Origin of the sequence: Iodobacter sp., from assembly GCF_025352645.1 — a bacterium.
In the GTDB taxonomy this organism is placed as follows: domain Bacteria; phylum Pseudomonadota; class Gammaproteobacteria; order Burkholderiales; family Chitinibacteraceae; genus Iodobacter.
Map to the genome: position 1 here is coordinate 1 of NZ_JANXSO010000166.1, position 16,312 is coordinate 16,312.

Here is a 16,312-nt window from a genome sequence, read left to right on the forward strand (position 1 = left end):
GATTCGACTAGGTTCGTTTGATGAGCGACAGGTAACAGGTGCAAAAAATGATTACTTAACTTTAACGCGAAAAGTGTCACCTATGTCTGTGGACTAAAGTGTTACCTATGTCCTTGACCTTTACACCCCACGAAGCACGAAAACTCCTACGCTGCGGACAATCGAGTCGGCAGCTGGCGGGTCCAGCTCGCTGCCTCGCACCCTTGCCGAAACCCCGCCCCGCTTGTTCCTCGCTCCGGCGTGCTTCAAGGGGACTTTTAAGCGCAGTGCAATGATTCGTGATAAATAGCCTCAGCTGCTGGGTTTGAAAGTATTTAAAAAAACAAAGAAATCGATTTATTCAAAGAATTGATTTTCTCCGTGTTCTCTGGTGCCGAAGTGGTTTAAGACTTGGGTTTTTTTACCGCAGCTTGTTTAAAAACGCCATTCAGCCGACACCCGTACATTGCGGCCTGGCTGTGTGTAGCGGTCTAGCTGTGGGTTGTTGCTGGCTAAGGAGCGGACATCGCTGTCGATCCAGTATTTTTGGTCGCCAATATTAAATACCCCGCCGGATACTTTAAGGTCTTTGACTGGGCTCCACCACAGGGCTAAATCGACGGTGCCGTAGCCTGGGGTTTTAAAATATGAGGCTTGGGAGACGCGGGTTTTGGCGCTGGCGGCGGTGAGCAGGGCATTGCCGCCCCATTGCTCTTGGCTGTATTCAAGGCCAAATACGCCTTTGAGCGGTGCCACGCTATCGAGCGATTCATTACTGCTTTCATTGCGCCCCACCGACCAAGCGATATTGCTGTAAGTGCGCCATGCGCTGCTGATTTGCCAGTGGTTGCGGGCTTCGGCACCGTAGATGCGTACTTGGCTTTGGTTTTGATTTTGGTAGGTAATATTTGTGCCTGGAACGCAGAGCGGGTTGCCTGGGCAGTTAATACTGACTAGCTCGATAAAGTCTTGGTAGCGATTATCAAAAGCAGTCAAGCTGCCACCTAAATGAGCCGTGCCTAAACGCGCGCCCAGCTCTACACCACGGCTGGTCTCTGGTTTTAAATCTGGATTAGCAATGGCGGCATAGCCCATTGGGGACACATAGCTGCTGTTTAGCTCCATGGCATTGGGGGCACGAAAGCCCTCGCTGTATTGGCCAAACAGGGTGATTTGCTCGGCTATTTTCCAGCTGGCGGCTAGCTTAGGCGATACCTTGGCATCATCTAGTGGCACGGCTTTACCACTTTGGCGGCTAAATTCAGCGTCTATTTCTGGGCGTAGTTTAAATGCGTCATAACGCAGCGAAGGGGTGAGCAGGAAGCGGCCCTGATCCCAGCCCAATTCGTTTTGTGCGTAAATACCCCATTGTGTGGTTTGGGTTTTAGGTACGTCGCGAACTGGGCTGATGGTGCCGGTGCGCAGTGCGGCTAAATCGTTTTGTAGCCATTCTCCGCCGATGGTCCAGTGCTGGCTGATGGCGCCATCTATTTGTTTTTCTACTAAGCCAGACATGCCGATCATGTCTTGGTCGTAGATAGAAAGACGCTGCCAGCTGGCTACATTGCGGCGCTGCTGGGTGGTGGATTGCTCATTTTTTTGGGTTTGGTAATACAGCTTGGCTTGTGCTGCATCGATTAGCCCCTTGGCTGGTGCGGTGTAGCTGTAATCTAGGGACACTCGGCTGCGGGTCTGCACATCATTGGCCTTGCTATCGGTAATGCTTGGTGTCATCGGCGCGCCAATATCGGTGTAGAGCGTGGTATCTACTTCACTGCGATAGTTTTCTGCCGCCAGTGCTAGCTTGTGGCCATGTTCAAAGTAGTGCTCTACTTTTGCCAGCACGCTGCGCTTGTTGCTGTCTTGCGGATTAGGCGTGGTGCGGCGGAAATCTTGGCTATTTACCGTGCCCTTATTATCAAATTCATGCCCTTGGCGCTGGGCCGCTTGCAGCAGCCATAAGGTATCTGCGCTGAGCATTCCCGCCACGGCGGCGTGAAGATTGATGCCTTGATCGGCAGAGTCATAATCAGATTTAACCACGCCTGCAAATGAGCCACGGCCACGCAGTAAATCCGCTGGGGAGGTGGTTCGCAGGCCAACTACACCACCCAAAGCATCCGAGCCGTAAAGGGTAGAAGATGGGCCACGGGCAATTTCAATGGCGCTAAGCTGGCTAAAATCGACCTGATCGCGGCCGCTATTTAAGTAGGCACCAAAGGCAAAAGCATCCGGCAGGCGTATGCCATCCACCATCATCAATACTCGGTTGCCTTCTAAGCCACGCACATTCACGCTGGATAAACCATAGCGCCCGTTACGGCTAATATTAATGCCAGGCTCAGTACTGGCTAAATCGCGGTAATTGCTGATAAAGCCTTGATCTAGCTCTGCGCGATCGGTGCTACTTACCGATGGGGGCAGATCATCTAGGCTTTTAGCGGTACGGGTTGCGGTGACTACAACCGGAGCGAGGACTGTGGCAGGCGCTGAAGCGGTACCGGCTGCAAATGCGCTTTGAAATATAGCGGCTAAAAGAGTAAGCGCAAGGGCGTGGGTGCTGCGTTGCATACTGATTCCTGATAAATACGGGGGCGGGCTGAGGCCAAGCTTTGCAGATAGTCTGCTTTGGCTGCAGAGCGTGCCTAAATAAAGCAGGGCTGATCTCAGCTGCGTATCATCGTATCAATAGTCATTCTCATTATCAATGTATTTTTATCCTTTGCTACCGCTATAAAAAATTCTTTCTTTGCTTGTAAAACAGATGCCAGATATTTAATGGTTTTTAAAAAGAGTTTAAATGCTCTTTTTTTGAGTATTCATAAGGTCTTGATGGTTGTTGGCAATATCTTTATTATCATCATTAATGACAATGGCTTTGCTTATTTCATCCATAAGTATTTTTTTAAATTTACAGCGTATGGTTTTTTTAATGAAAAAAAGGCTTCTAAATAAATTATCAGTAGAGAAAAGCGTTTATGAATAGCAGTTGGCGCAATATATAAATGATAAATAAATAAAATATAGGCCTGATATAAATAGCGGTGGGGAGCGTGGCTTATTTACCCTCTTGGTATTTATTGCTTTAAAAAATTGATTTAAATCAGCTTATGGTGGCGTTGTTCTGGCGCTTGGCTATTAAGTTAACGATAATCATTATCGTTAACTTAAGCAGGCCAATACTTTGCAAACGATTGAATTGAAACCGGCTATTGCCGAGGCGTTTTCTCAGCGTCGGGCCTTAATGCCTTTTTGGGGGCAGCAGCCGCTTGCCGCTGAAGCTTGGCCGGCTGCATGGCAAGACATAAATCAAACACCACTTAAAAATACTGCACTGGCATATATTCATATCCCCTTTTGCGCTAACCGCTGTGTGTTCTGCGGCTTTTATAAAAACGCTTGGAAAGAAGAGCACGGCAAGCCTTATGTTGATCGGCTAATTGCTGATTTGCAGCAGTCGGCGGCTAGCCGTGTGGCGGGTGGGGAGATATCGGCAGTGTATTTGGGCGGTGGCACGCCTACTGCTTTATCTGGGGCAGATTTAGCTCGCTTGTTGCGGGCAGTGCAGCAGTATTTACCGCTGAGTGAGGATTGTGAAATCACCGTTGAAGGGCGTATCTCTCACTTTGACCGCGCTAAGGCAGAGGCCTGCCTTGGCGCTGGGGCAAATCGGTTTTCGATCGGAGTGCAGACTTTCCATAGCCCGCTGCGCCACCGCTTGGGCCGTCAGCATAGTGGCGAAGAAGCCGCTGCCTATCTGGCAGAGCTAGCTGCGGGCACGGATGCGGTGATCGTGGCTGATCTGATGTTTGGCCTACCAGGGCAGCACACGCAGCTTTGGGCCCATGATTTAGACACGGCTTTAAGCTTAGGGCTGGATGGCATTGATGTGTATGCATTCAATCTTTTCCCTGGCCTGCCCATACAGCGCATGTTGGAAAAAGGCGTATTCCCGCCGATGAGCGCTTTGCCAGAGCAGCTTGGGTTTTATCAAATGGCATTGTCCCGTTTTGCAGCAGCGGGCTGGCAGCAGCTTTCTAATAGTCACTTTGGTTCTGCCTTGGGGCGTGAGCGTAATCGCTACAATTTGGCGATTAAATCAGGGCAAAGCTGCCTCGCTTTTGGCTCCGGAGCAGGCGGTAGCCATGCAGGCTATGCCTACAGTATTGAGCCTGATTTAGAACGCTATTTAAGCGCCCCACCTGCTGCGGTATCGCGGATTGCTCAGGCAGACCCCACCCAGCATTGGGTGGCCGCTTTGCAGGGCAGCATCGAAGTGGGGCAGATCAACGCCACTTCATTGCCCGCCGCCTGCATGCCTTTGCTGCATACATGGCAGCAGCAGGGCTTGATTAGCCCGCTGAATGCCGATCTTTGGAAGATAGACGCACTTGCGCGTTTTTGGGGGCCAAGCATGGCGCGTGCGCTGGTAGATTTAACACAAAGGAAAGCAGCATGAATAACACTCAGCAATTACGTGAACGACTCAGCAAAAATCCGGGAGTAGTACTGGAAGGCTTGGCGCTTAGCAGCGCACTGCCGATGAGCGCGGTAATCGAATCCTTGCCTGTAGAAATGTGGCAGCGCATTGCTGGCTCGCAGATGGCGCAGTTGCTGCTAGAAATGGCAGGCTGGGGCGATGTGACGGTGATTATGCATAGCGCGGATGTGATTATGGAGTTTACCGGCCCGATTCCGCTTGGCGAATTAAGCCACGGCTTTTTTAACTTACCAGGGCCAAGTGGCCTGCATGGACATTTAAGAGTGGATCATTGCGGGGCTATTTATGCCATAGAACGCCCGTTTATGGGCCGCGCCACGGCCTCGGTTTTGTTTACCAATCATGATGGCGGAGTAATGTTTAAGGTGTTTTTAGGCAGGGATAGCAACGGTCATTTATCGGCCGAGCAGCTGCTGGCTTTAAAGCGTTTTTTTACTCAAAAATAAAAGGCTTGCTGCATTATTTATGGTGCAGCAAGGCAAAAAGCGCGGTAATGTTTAAATGATGATGATTGTTATTTGCAATTAATATTATTTGATATTGTTTAGATAAAGGAGCCAAAGCTTGGCCAATCCACATGATTTATTGATTTTTGGTGCCAGCCGAGGCCTAGGGCTTTGTCTTGCCAAGGCCAGCGTGCAGCGCGGTGAAAAGGTGGCCGCTATGGTGAGGGCAGAAAGCGATTGCCGCGCTTTAAGCGTGTTGGGCATAACTTTAATCCAAGGCGATGCTTTTAGCCTAGCGGATTGCATATCGGCGCTAGAGCAGACGCAGCCTAGGCGGGTGATCAGTGTACTAGGCGGCAAAAATGCGGCAGGGCGGCGTATCGACGCGCTAGGCAACTTAAACGTGATCCAAGCGCTAGAGGCCAGCATGCCTGCTACACGGCTGTTACTCGGCACTTCTCTAGGTTGTGGTGAGCAATGGGATGGCTTGGCAGAAGCCGCCAAGCGCATGCTGGGCGAGGCTATTTTGGCTAAAAATGAGGCCGAGCAATATTTAAAGCAAAGCGCTTTGGCATGGATGATTGCGCGACCAGCGGGGCTCAGCCATCAACAGGGCACGGGGCAATACCGTGTTTTAGCGCAGCGTGATGATGCCGGCAATTATCTGCCGCGTGCCGATGTGGCAGAGGCGATGCTGGCCATTTTGGATCAGGATGAGCGTCTGTATCAGGCGTGGACTATTTTGGGGCCAGCCCAAGTAGATGCCACGCAGCATGGTAATGAGCCAGAAACTAAATAACTTAGGTGAGTGATGTATAAAAAATTTTTGCTATGTAGTGTGCTGGTTTTAGCTGGCTGCGCCACATCAAATGTGCCTTTTGCAGGTAAATCTTATGTGCTGATGGGCGAGGTACACGATAATGCGTTGGGGCATCAGGCACGGTTTAAGGCTTTAGAGCAGGCCGTGCAACAAGGCTGGCGGCCCGTGATTGCCATGGAGCAATTTGATCGGGAACGCCAGGCCGAGCTAGATCAAGCCCGCAGCGAGCAGCCAAATAATCCTGATTATTTAATTCAAAAAGTAGGCGGCAGCCGTTGGGATTGGTCATTGTATCGGCCAGTGATTGAGCTGGCGCTGCGCTACGATTTACCCATTGTGGCGGCTAATTTATCGCGTAAAGACGCATCGGTGGTGGTCAAACAGGGAGTAAGTGCCTTAGCGGATGCGCAAGAGTTAGGCCTGATGCAGCCTCTGCCGGTGGGCTTACTCGCTGCCCAGCGTGAGGAGGTGAGGGTAGGGCACTGCGGTAAGTTGCCAGAAAACCTACTTGACGGCATGGCCTTGGCACAAATCGCCCGAGATACGGCGATGGCTAAGGTGATGAAGCCTTATCAAACACGTGGAGTGGTGCTGCTTGCGGGCAACGGCCATGTTCGCCGTGATGTGGGAGTGCCACTTTGGTTGCCTAATACCTTATCTATAGGTTTTGTAGAAGCCAGTCATAAAGATGCATTTGATCAGGAAAACTTGATTGCGCCTGCTCAGCGGGTTGACCCTTGCGCTGGTTTATAAGCTGTAATTTTTAGATTGTTATCTATTTTTTAAAATGGAACTATGTGCTCTTGCTCCGGGCCCCTTAATTTAGCGGCTTGCACCGCGTAGTTACTTTGGATGGTTAAATTGGTTTTGACGTCTAAAGCTGGGCAATAGCCGTGTGGGTACTTGACTGAGCAATAGACATAATCAGCAAGTAGAATATAAGCGCCAAGCCTTTTCTTTTTAGAAAAAAAAGCTTGGCGCTTTTTGCATTTTATTGTTGTCGTTCGTATCAATGATTATGAGAGGCGTTGAGGCAATCCTATCAACTTAACTATTTGTCATTACTCTAGCCCATAAATATTTTAAACATCGTAGGGCGGGTGCAACCTGGCGTTTTTTTTATCTACACTTTAAATTTGGCGGCTTGCACCCGCCCTACGAATGGCGTATTGCTTAAGTTGATAGGATTGGGCGTTGAGGGGCTATTAACTGAGACTCAGTACCGCTTTATTTTTTCTGAAATTTTATGCTTATTTAAAGATAAAAATCCTTAAATATCAGTAATTTATGGTTTTTTTGTTTTTTAATATCGCCTGCAGCTATGGCAATGATTGGTTTTTATAGACCTCCTTAGGGGGGGGGCAAATCTAGCTTGAAAAATAAGAGGGGTAGGTAAGTAGCAATGAAGATTTCGGCTTAACATTTAAGCGCTATTTGTATTTTTTCTACTGGCAATCTATAGCTAATATGCGCTTTATTTTATATAAATATGAGTATTTTTAATCAAAAAAATATGCAGGTTGCTAATCTGCATTATTATTTAGTAATATGCAGAGCCTATCTGGCAGAGAGACTGCTATTAATTTAGTTTTCTAAAATAATAATTACTTACAATAATTGTGCTAAAAAGGGAGTAGTTCCCTTTTCTGTAAGCTTAGATGCTTAGAGATTGTTGAAGTTTATGCTCTACCACGGGGAAATTAGCAGTGTTTATGCTAAACAATTCTTGCTTACTTAATACGTGATTAGCTGGTGCAGTGAAACGAATCGTTGAGGCGTGCTTTGAAACTAGAAAAACTTGCGCTGCGTGGGCGCATTTCTCTGCAGTTTGCAGTTACAGTTACCTTTATGGTTATGCTGGTGCTAACCCTTGGCGCAATTATTACTTTGCAAATGAGCAACCAAGGGAAAATGCTCAAAAATTTGAGCAATAAAGTTATTTCCGCTGAAGTGGCTGCAGTGCGGAGCGATTTAAATATTTTTCTGCGTGCTCCCGCTTTGGCTAATCGAATGGCTGCGGTATTGCTGACGGAGCAGTATTCAAATTTAGATAAAGATTTATCCCAATTTGAAGCGCCATTTACGCATATCTTAGAAAAAATATTTCCAGACCAAAAGCACCTTAGCCTGATCTCTTTTGGCTCTATTCATGGTGAATATATTGCGGTGAGTCGTGAAATACTCACTAATAAATTTTCTTTACTGCTTAAAGATGGTAGAACCGGCGGCAGTTTAAATTTTTATAGTGGTTTAAAATCTACTGATTCAATTCTGCATCAGTTTAATCCTTATGACCCAAGGGTTAGGCCTTGGTATGCCCCCGTTAGCCGCAGTAAAAAAACAATGTGGACCACGGCATATCAAGATTATGATGCCATTCAAGGGGTCACTATTTCATTTAGCAGCCCGCTTTATGATAAAAATAAAAAAATGATTGGCGTTGTTGCTAGTGATATTAAATTAAGTAATTTTAATCAGTATTTAAAATCTAGCCCTAATCTAGGTAGAGGGGCTATTTATATTGTTGATCAGCATAATGAGCTTATTTCTCATTCAAGTAATGAAAAACGCTTGCCAATATTGTCAATTAATGAGCTGTCAAAACAAGATAGCGCTACTTTGCTTAAGGCCAAGGATAGCTCTAATGAAATGGTAAGAATGAGTGCAAAATTTATTGAAAATAAAGAAATTAACGACATTGAATTTAATCTTGGTGATGAAAAAATATATGGCAGGGTTTTTAAACTAGCCGATGACAATGGTTTGAATTGGAGAATTGTTATTCTTATTCCAGAACGGGATTTGTTGGGTGATTTAATCAAAGATATGATGGTTACTTTGGCTATTGTCTTATGTATTGGATTAATAGCAGCCTTGGCGGCGTGGAAAATATTAGCCAGTATTACGAAACCTATTTTGCTAGCAGCGCAAACTGCTAAATTATTAGCTAAGCAAGAGTGGCAGCCTACGATTGCAGGTGGGCTGCAATTAAAAGAAACAACCTTGCTGGCAAATGCGTTTGATGAAATGTCGAGCGCCTTATCTAGCTCGTTTGAGCAGCTTAATTACCGAATTCGCCATGATCAAGTCACCGGCTTACTTAGCCGTGAAGGCTTGCGTGAAGAAATGTCTGAGTTAGTTAAAAAAGACGCTGCTAGCAAGTGGGATGCATTACTGCTTATTGGTTTAGATAATTACAGAAGTATTCATGACAGCATTGGCTATGATCAGGGGGAAGAATTACTCTGCGCCATTGTTAATAATCTTAAGCAGCATTTGCCAGAGCAGGCGCTGTTTGCCCGCGTTGCAGATACAGAGTTTGTTATTTGCATGGATATTGACGTTGGTAAAATTTGTATGACTGAATTAATTCAGGGGATATTAGATAGCTTTACTCAGTCTTTTCATTTGCAGTACGATGAGGTTTTGATTAGTGCCAGCCTTGGTGTGGTATCCGCTCGATTTAATCATCTTGATTTAATCGATAACTTAAGAAACGCGAGCATGGCTTTGAATAAAGCCAAGGGTAAAGGGGCTAGCTCATATGAAATATTTCAAAGTGATATGGTTGAGCAGTCTACGCAAAAAATTCATTTAATTTCAGAACTTAATGCTGCGATTGAGAAAAATGAATTCAGAGTTTATTTTCAGCCGGTTGTGAGGTTAAGTGATAGTAAAGTGATTGGTGCAGAGGCTTTAGTGCGCTGGCAAAGTGGCCAGCGTGGTTTGGTTTCTCCTGGTTTGTTTATTCCATTGGCAGAGGAATCAGGTTTAATTCTACCTATTGGGCATTGGGTGCTGCGCGAATCATGTAGGCAAATTGCCGAGCGCCTAAAAAATGGTTGGGCTAGTGATTTTGATGTACATGTCAATGTATCGGTACGGCAGTTAATTCAATCTGATTTCTACCAAGTATTAGAGGCAACATTACAAGAGTTTGATTTACCACCACATAATCTAACGCTAGAAATTACTGAATCTATTTTGATTGAAGATAGCAATGTGATTGCTACGCTGATTGGCCGAATCAGAAGCTTAGGGGTGGAAATTGCTATTGATGACTTTGGCACCGGTTATTCGTCTATGTCTTATTTGCATCAGTTTGCTTTTGATTGCTTGAAAATCGATCAATCTTTTGTGAGCCGCTTTTTGGATAATCATAAAAGCGAGGCCATTGTCTCGGCGATTATTCGCCTAGCGGGTGGTTTTGATGTGCCGCTGGTGGCGGAAGGGGTAGAAACGGCAGAGCAGGCCCAAAGGCTACTGGAGCTGGGCTGCCAGCGCGCTCAGGGCTATTACTTTGGCCGCCCAATACCATTAGAAGATTGGCCTGCAGTATGGTGTGGCTCGGGTAAATCCGAGCCTCTTTCCTAAGCGCTGCGGAACATGGCGTTTTTATCCATATCTGGATTTAACATGCATCATTGATTGGCTGATGCCTGCATAGAATATTTATTTTCTGTAACGAAACATCGTCATTCCCGCGTGCCTTTGGCGGGAATCCGGCAGCATGGCTGGATTCCCGATACAAACACCAGGGGATGACGGTTTATTCTTGATCGGTGGTCAGGTATTTGTTTTGAGCTATATTTTGGTGATTTTTTTACAGGGCATATTGCAATTTGTTTCATCTGAAATTTTGATCGCTGACTCTCATGCAATCTCTCTAGTCCTTAGTCATTCTATTGCGAACCCAGACACCCTCTTCACTGACATAATAAGTGTGACAATCTTCCACTTCCAGATTGTAGACTCGAGCTCTGAAGTTACGATCGTCACTTTCATAGATACTCTCCATCTCTTCATTGTCGAAGACCTTGCATGCATCATCACCGAACCAAGAATATGGCACAGTTGCGTCATGCCTACGACGTAACGGATACGCCCAAAGGTCGCAGCCCGCGCTGAAATTGACAATATGCGCTTCGGTTGCATCCGGCATGCCCAAGATATCCGCCCTCACCCAGCCCATGCCTGCCGCTGGCGTACGCCAGACCCGCCACACTTGCTGCACGGTGGCGACACCTCCATCAGCCAACTGCAATTGCTGATCTGCGCTCAATTCTTCCGCCGCAGTCCATCCTTCACCATCCACCCAGAATGGGTGGTTCGCCGTGGCATACAAATGGTGGATCGGCTTATCGCGCTTCATATGAGCTTCTGCCACCAGCGTATATTTAACGACCCAGATTTCTTTGTCGTCGTAAGTGAGGGTATTGACAACTTGTTTGTAGACCCGCTCACCGCCCCCTTCCGGCTGCGATAACACGCGATCACCGATCCGGATTTTTTCAATGGGTTTGAGCCCCTGATCCGTGTGTACCAGCGTCCCGGCAATAAAGCAGCCGCCCACCTGTTTTGGGAAATGCTTGCTATTTTTATCCCAATTAAATAGTCCACAACGACCGGTAAGCGGTCCCAGATATTCAATTGTTTTGTGCATGGTATTGGTATCGCTATGAGTGGCAAAGAGCGTGGTTGCGTTGTTTATAACAATCTCACGCAGGCTTAAGCGCGGGGTTTGAATGATAGGGAAGGGGGCTGAGTACGATCAGGCAATGAGTAATCCCGCCGCATTTAGCCTTTGTGCAATCAAATTAAGATCGCCTTCGTATTCCCAATACATCACCCTGCCGTGCGATGCGTTAACCAATAGATATTTTTCGGTGACGGATTGAATGCGTTCAATCGCGATGAGTTTTTCCATAAAGGTTTCATCATGGAATTCTTCGATGATTTCTTGATTATCTGCGGTATAGCCATGCACCAGCATGGCGGTGCGAACTCTAAGGGCGATGTATTTCATTGGGTTTCCATTGGGTTTTAGGTGGGTACGGCATGCTGCACCCCTACGATTTTTTCTTTCTCAGCCACTCTACAAAATCATCCACAAAGGTAAACACCACCGGCACCACCAAAAGGCTAAGCAGGGTGGAGGTAATGAGGCCGCCGATCACGGCAATCGCCATGGGGGATCTAAAGCTTGGGTCTACGCCAATACCCAGTGCAATGGGAAACATACCCGCGCCCATGGCGATGGTGGTCATAACAATGGGGCGAGCGCGTTTTAAGCCTGCATCCATGAGCGCATCAAAACGGCTCATTCCTTCACGGCGGGCGACGATGGCGTATTCCACCAGCAAGATGGAGTTTTTAGTGGCAATCCCCATCAGCATAATTAGCCCAATTAGCGTTGGCATCGAAAACGAGCTTTGTGCAATCAGTAGCGCCAAAAAGGCCCCGCCGATAGATAAAGGCAGCGCGGCTAAAATAGTGATTGGCTGCATAAAGTCTTTAAACAGCAACACCAGCACCATATAAATACACAGTACGCCAGTCAGCATGGCGATACCAAAGCTGGCGAACAGCTTTTTCATCTCTTCTGCATCGCCAAATTCGGCACGCTCTACCCCTGCTGGCAGCTGCTTTAAGCTGGGCAACTGATCGACTTCATTGCTTAAGTCCCCAAGTGATCTGCCATTAAGCTCAATATCAAAAATCACATCACGGGCTCTATCGTAGCGATCAATCTGGCTAGGGCCGGATGAAAGCGCGAGCTCGGCGACTTGTCCAAGGGTGACGTCACCGCTTTTTGCGGGCACTTTCAGCCGTTTAAGTTGTTCTAAATCTTGGCGGGTGCTATCTGGCAGGCGCACCATGATGGGGATTTGCCGCTCGGGTAAATTTAGCTTAGCCACCGAGGTATCAAAATCACCCACGGTGGCCACTCTAATGGTGTCTGAAATGCTGGCGATGCTCACACCTAAATCAGCGGCTCTGGCTAGATCTGGGCGGATGCTCACTTCGGGGCGTACTAAGCTGGCACTGGAAGTGACCGCCCCCACGCCTTGCAGGGTACGCATATCGCGTTCTACATTTTGCGCGGTGGCGACTAAGATCGCTGGGTCGTCCCCACGTAAAATCAGCTGGAATTTTTCACCCGATCCGCCCAAGCCCACGGCAATACGTACGCCAGGAATATCTTGTAATAGCGTGCGTAAGCGGGATTCGATATGAATCTTTTTATCCCTAGTGGTGCGCTCGGTTAGGGTGAGGGTGAGATTGGCTTTATTGACCTCGCTGACACCGCCCGCCGCAAAAGGATCTGCTCCCGCTCCTCCGCCGCCAATGGCGGTATAGATACGGATGATGGATTTTTCAGTGCTCAACATTTTGCGGGCACGCTCTGCCACAGCGGCTGTTTCATCTAAAGTGGCGCCAGGTGGCAGCTCAATTTTTACCAGCGTTTGCGATCGATCGTCAGGCGGAATAAAGCCAGTTGGCAGCAGTGGCACCAGCATGAGCGAGCCAATAAAAAACAGTAAGGAGAATAGCGCGGTAAGCTTGCGGTGTTGCAGGCACCAGCGGGCCATTTTTAAATAGGCCTGCATAATGCGGCCTTCTTTATGTGCATGGGTGATAGGTTTTAAGATATACGCAGCCATCATGGGCGTGAGTAAGCGCGCCACAATTAAGGAAGCCATCACCGCTAGCGCGGCTGTCCAGCCAAATTGCTTAAAGAATTTACCTGGAATCCCAGCCATAAATGCCGTCGGCAAAAACACCGCGATCAAGGCAAAGGTGGTGGCCACTACCGCAAGGCCAATCTCATCGGCGGCTTCCATCGCGGCTTGGTAAGGCGTTTTGCCCATGCGCAAATGGCGGACGATATTTTCGATTTCTACAATCGCATCGTCCACTAAAATCCCCACCACCAGTGCTAGGGATAATAGGGTGACGGTATTCAGGCTAAAGCCCAAGTAAGCCATGCCAATAAATGCGGGCAAGATAGACAGCGGCAGTGCTGCGGCAGAGACCAGCGTGGCGCGCCAGTCGCGCAAAAACCACCACACCACTAACACCGCCAGTAAGGCACCTTCCCAAAGCAGCGTCATCGATCCATCAAAGGACTCCTGCACGGGCTCGGCCATATTGTAAGCTTCGGTAATGACAAGGCCCGGGTTGGCTTGCTTGATCTTTGCCAGCGCGGCATGGATGCCGGCTGCCACTTCAATTTCACTGGCTCCGCGTGAGCGGCTAATTTCAAAGCCCACGACTTGCTTGCCATCAAGTAGCGCGATTGAGCGGCGCTCGGCGGTGGTGTCCGCAATGCTGGCCACTTGGTCTAGGCGAATGCTGCGGCCATCATTCAGCGGCAAAATCATTTGTCCTAATTCTGCCGCGCTTTGTACGGTGGCAATGGTGCGAATCGCCTGCTCGCTACCGATTAAATCGCTACGGCCCCCCGATGCATCACGCTGGGTTTGGGCTAGGCTTCTGGACACATCTGCGGCAGAAATACCTAGGGCGGCAAGGCGAGCGGGATCCAGCTCTACGCGCACTTCACGGTTAATCCCGCCCACGCGGCCAAATTTACCGACGCCAGAAACAGCGCGCACTTCCTTGCTGATTTTATTATCCACCAGCCAAGACAGCTGTTCTTCCCCCAAGGTATTGGATGCCACGGTAAATACTAAAAATGGCACGCCAGAGAATTCTACCTTGCCAATAATCGGGTCTTTTAAATCGCTGGGTAAGTCGCCACGCACGCCGTTGACGGCATTTCTAACGTCGTCAACCGCTTCATTAACGGGTTTTTCTAGGGCAAATTCTACGGTCAGCAGCACGCTGCCATCCTGAATCTTGCTATAAACGTGCTTTACGCCTTGCAAGGCGGAGACCGAGTTTTCTAGTTTTCTAGCTACTTCGGTTTCTAGCTGTGCCGGTGCTGCCCCTGGCTGAATTGCCGTTACCGTTACCATCGGTAATTCAATATCAGGGAAGTCTTGCACCTTCATGCTATGAAAAGACAGCACACCAGCCAAAGACAGTAAGACAAATAACATAATGGCCGGAATAGGATTTCTGATCGACCAAGCTGAAAAATTCATTACTGATCCTTGATAGCTGGGTTTAATAAGGTGCAATGCGTCTGAATAAAGCCTCAGACTTATTGCACCCTACAGTTTGTAAATGTAATGGCCTTGGCTTGATACCTATAGGGCACGCTTTTGTGCCCACGCGTGGCAAGGTTATTTATTTCTGCGTGGGCAGCTGCCCATCCTAAGAACAGACTTTTTAAGCCTTGCAAAATAAACTCAATGCGCGGCAGTAATGACTTTTACGATATCGCCATCGGCTAAAAATCCTGCGCCACTTTGGATGATTTTGGCGTCTTTGCTAATGCCATTCACCGCCACTCTATTGCTATCTTGTCGCCCTAAGGTGACGCGCTGGATCTTCACTTTATTGGCAGCGCCCAGTACAAACACATGGGCAAAGCCATCGCGCATCACAATGCTATTGCCTGGCAGGGTCAGCACTTCGCCTTGGCCAGTTTGTAGCGTGCCCTTGGCAAACATGCCCGGTTTGGCTTCATCCAGTGAGCGGCTTTTTAAATCGACATATACCAACAAATTGCGGGTGCGCGGATCAACGGTAGGGGCGGCTTTACGTACCACGCCTTCTACCGTCTTGCCGTTTGGCAGGATGAGGTTGGTCTTTTGCCCTGTCTTGATACGTAGCGCTTCAGCGGCGCTGACTTCGGCTCGCCATTCCAAGCGGCTTTGTCTGACCAATCTAAATAACTCCTGCCCTGCTTGCACTACGGCGCCCACGGTGGCGTTGCGTGATGAGATCACGCCATCATCGGGCGCAGTGACTTGGCTTTGTTTGATGCGTAATTGCTGGCTAGCAAAACGCGCTTTGGCCGCAGCTAATCGCGCGTTAGCTGCGCCTTCTTGCAGCAATGCTTGTTGGATTTGCTGGGCACTGAGTGCGCCATTACTGTCGAGCTTTCTAACGCGCTCGGCATTGTCGTGTGCTTCATTCCATGCGGCCTCCGCCTCGGCAAGGGCGGCTTGCTGCTGGGCTAGCTCAAGCTTGAGTGTTTCACTGACAAATTGCGCCAAGACTTGGCCGCGTTTTACTTCATCACCCACCGCCGCTTGCACTTCGGCCAAGGCATAGCCACCAATCTCTGCCCCTACGATCGATTCTTGCCACGCTTCGATATTGCCATTAGCGCTAATGATGACCGGCCAATTTTGGCTTTGGGGGGCGGTAAGGGTCACGGTCATGGCGGCGCGAGCGGCCTCTGCGGCGGGCTTGGCGATACTCTTGGGCGTGGCAATCAGCGTGATCAGGCCCAGCAGCAGCAAGCAGGCACTCACAACGGCCAGTTTAGGGTGCTGCTTAATTTTGGCGCTTAATTTTTGCATGAAGAATGATCCAAATGCTGTGCAAGTTGCTTGCAAACCAATTTAAAAATGGCGTGCAAGAAACTTAGCTTGCACACGCTCATGACCAACAACGATTTTTGCTCACTAAAAGCACGAAGTTCATGAAAAAAAAGAAAACGAACTGCTGAGTTTTTTGTTCAAACAGAGCCTTCGCCATGAATCAAAGCGCTGTTTTGACTTAATCTCTGATGTTACGCAGCCCGCAGGTTTTGTAGTTCCACCAAGGCCTGCTGGGTTGCTTTGATATAGAGCTTGGCGCGTAGCGCAAAGTGGTTAGCTTTGTGCTTGATCTTTAAGCTTTCTAGCTTGAACACCGCGTAAATCG

Annotated in this window: 10 protein-coding genes and 1 pseudogene; 5 read left to right on the forward strand and 6 right to left on the reverse strand. The window is 48.3% G+C overall.

Features of this window, described 5'->3' with window-relative positions; translation table 11 throughout:
• Window positions 1-414: 414 nt before the first annotated feature.
• Window positions 415-2,550, reverse strand: a complete 2,136-nt coding sequence (locus tag Q0R17_RS18370) for a TonB-dependent hemoglobin/transferrin/lactoferrin family receptor (RefSeq protein ID WP_293937733.1) — start codon at window positions 2,548-2,550, stop codon at window positions 415-417.
• A gap of 613 nt (window positions 2,551-3,163) precedes the next feature.
• On the opposite strand from Q0R17_RS18370, the gene hutW reads away from it, so the two are divergent.
• From hutW to Q0R17_RS18395, 5 genes are all read left to right on the forward strand, one after another.
• Window positions 3,164-4,438 (forward strand): heme anaerobic degradation radical SAM methyltransferase ChuW/HutW, encoded by a 1,275-nt coding sequence (gene hutW / locus Q0R17_RS18375; RefSeq protein ID WP_293937735.1) that lies wholly within the window; start codon window positions 3,164-3,166, stop codon window positions 4,436-4,438.
• Window positions 4,435-4,926, forward strand: coding sequence for a heme utilization cystosolic carrier protein HutX (hutX, locus tag Q0R17_RS18380; RefSeq protein WP_293937737.1), 492 nt, complete (start codon window positions 4,435-4,437; stop codon window positions 4,924-4,926). Before hutW ends, hutX begins: the two co-directional genes overlap by 4 nt.
• 118 nt (window positions 4,927-5,044) lie before the next feature.
• On the forward strand, window positions 5,045-5,725 hold the full coding sequence (locus Q0R17_RS18385; RefSeq protein ID WP_293937739.1) for an NAD(P)-dependent oxidoreductase: 681 nt from the start codon (window positions 5,045-5,047) through the stop codon (window positions 5,723-5,725).
• 12 nt (window positions 5,726-5,737) lie between these two features.
• Complete coding sequence (locus tag Q0R17_RS18390; protein ID WP_293937741.1) at window positions 5,738-6,499, forward strand: ChaN family lipoprotein; 762 nt, start codon at window positions 5,738-5,740, stop codon at window positions 6,497-6,499.
• Window positions 6,500-7,528: 1,029 nt separating this feature from the next.
• Entirely contained in the window at window positions 7,529-10,120 is a 2,592-nt protein-coding gene (locus Q0R17_RS18395; RefSeq protein ID WP_293937743.1) for an EAL domain-containing protein, read from the forward strand.
• A 292-nt stretch (window positions 10,121-10,412) separates the two neighbouring features.
• Here the strand turns inward: Q0R17_RS18395 and Q0R17_RS18400 are convergent, their stop codons facing one another.
• From Q0R17_RS18400 to Q0R17_RS18420, 5 genes and pseudogenes are all read right to left on the reverse strand, one after another.
• Window positions 10,413-11,189, reverse strand: a complete 777-nt coding sequence (locus Q0R17_RS18400) for a polymorphic toxin-type HINT domain-containing protein (RefSeq protein WP_293937745.1) — start codon at window positions 11,187-11,189, stop codon at window positions 10,413-10,415.
• Window positions 11,190-11,297: 108 nt separating this feature from the next.
• Window positions 11,298-11,552, reverse strand: a complete 255-nt coding sequence (locus Q0R17_RS18405) for a hypothetical protein (RefSeq protein WP_293937747.1) — start codon at window positions 11,550-11,552, stop codon at window positions 11,298-11,300.
• Between the two features lie 43 nt (window positions 11,553-11,595).
• Complete coding sequence (locus Q0R17_RS18410; RefSeq protein WP_293937750.1) at window positions 11,596-14,637, reverse strand: efflux RND transporter permease subunit; 3,042 nt, start codon at window positions 14,635-14,637, stop codon at window positions 11,596-11,598.
• A gap of 207 nt (window positions 14,638-14,844) precedes the next feature.
• Complete coding sequence (locus Q0R17_RS18415) at window positions 14,845-15,966, reverse strand: efflux RND transporter periplasmic adaptor subunit (RefSeq protein WP_293937752.1); 1,122 nt, start codon at window positions 15,964-15,966, stop codon at window positions 14,845-14,847.
• Between the two features lie 212 nt (window positions 15,967-16,178).
• Window positions 16,179-16,312, reverse strand: a pseudogene (locus tag Q0R17_RS18420) (IS701 family transposase); the annotation flags it as partial.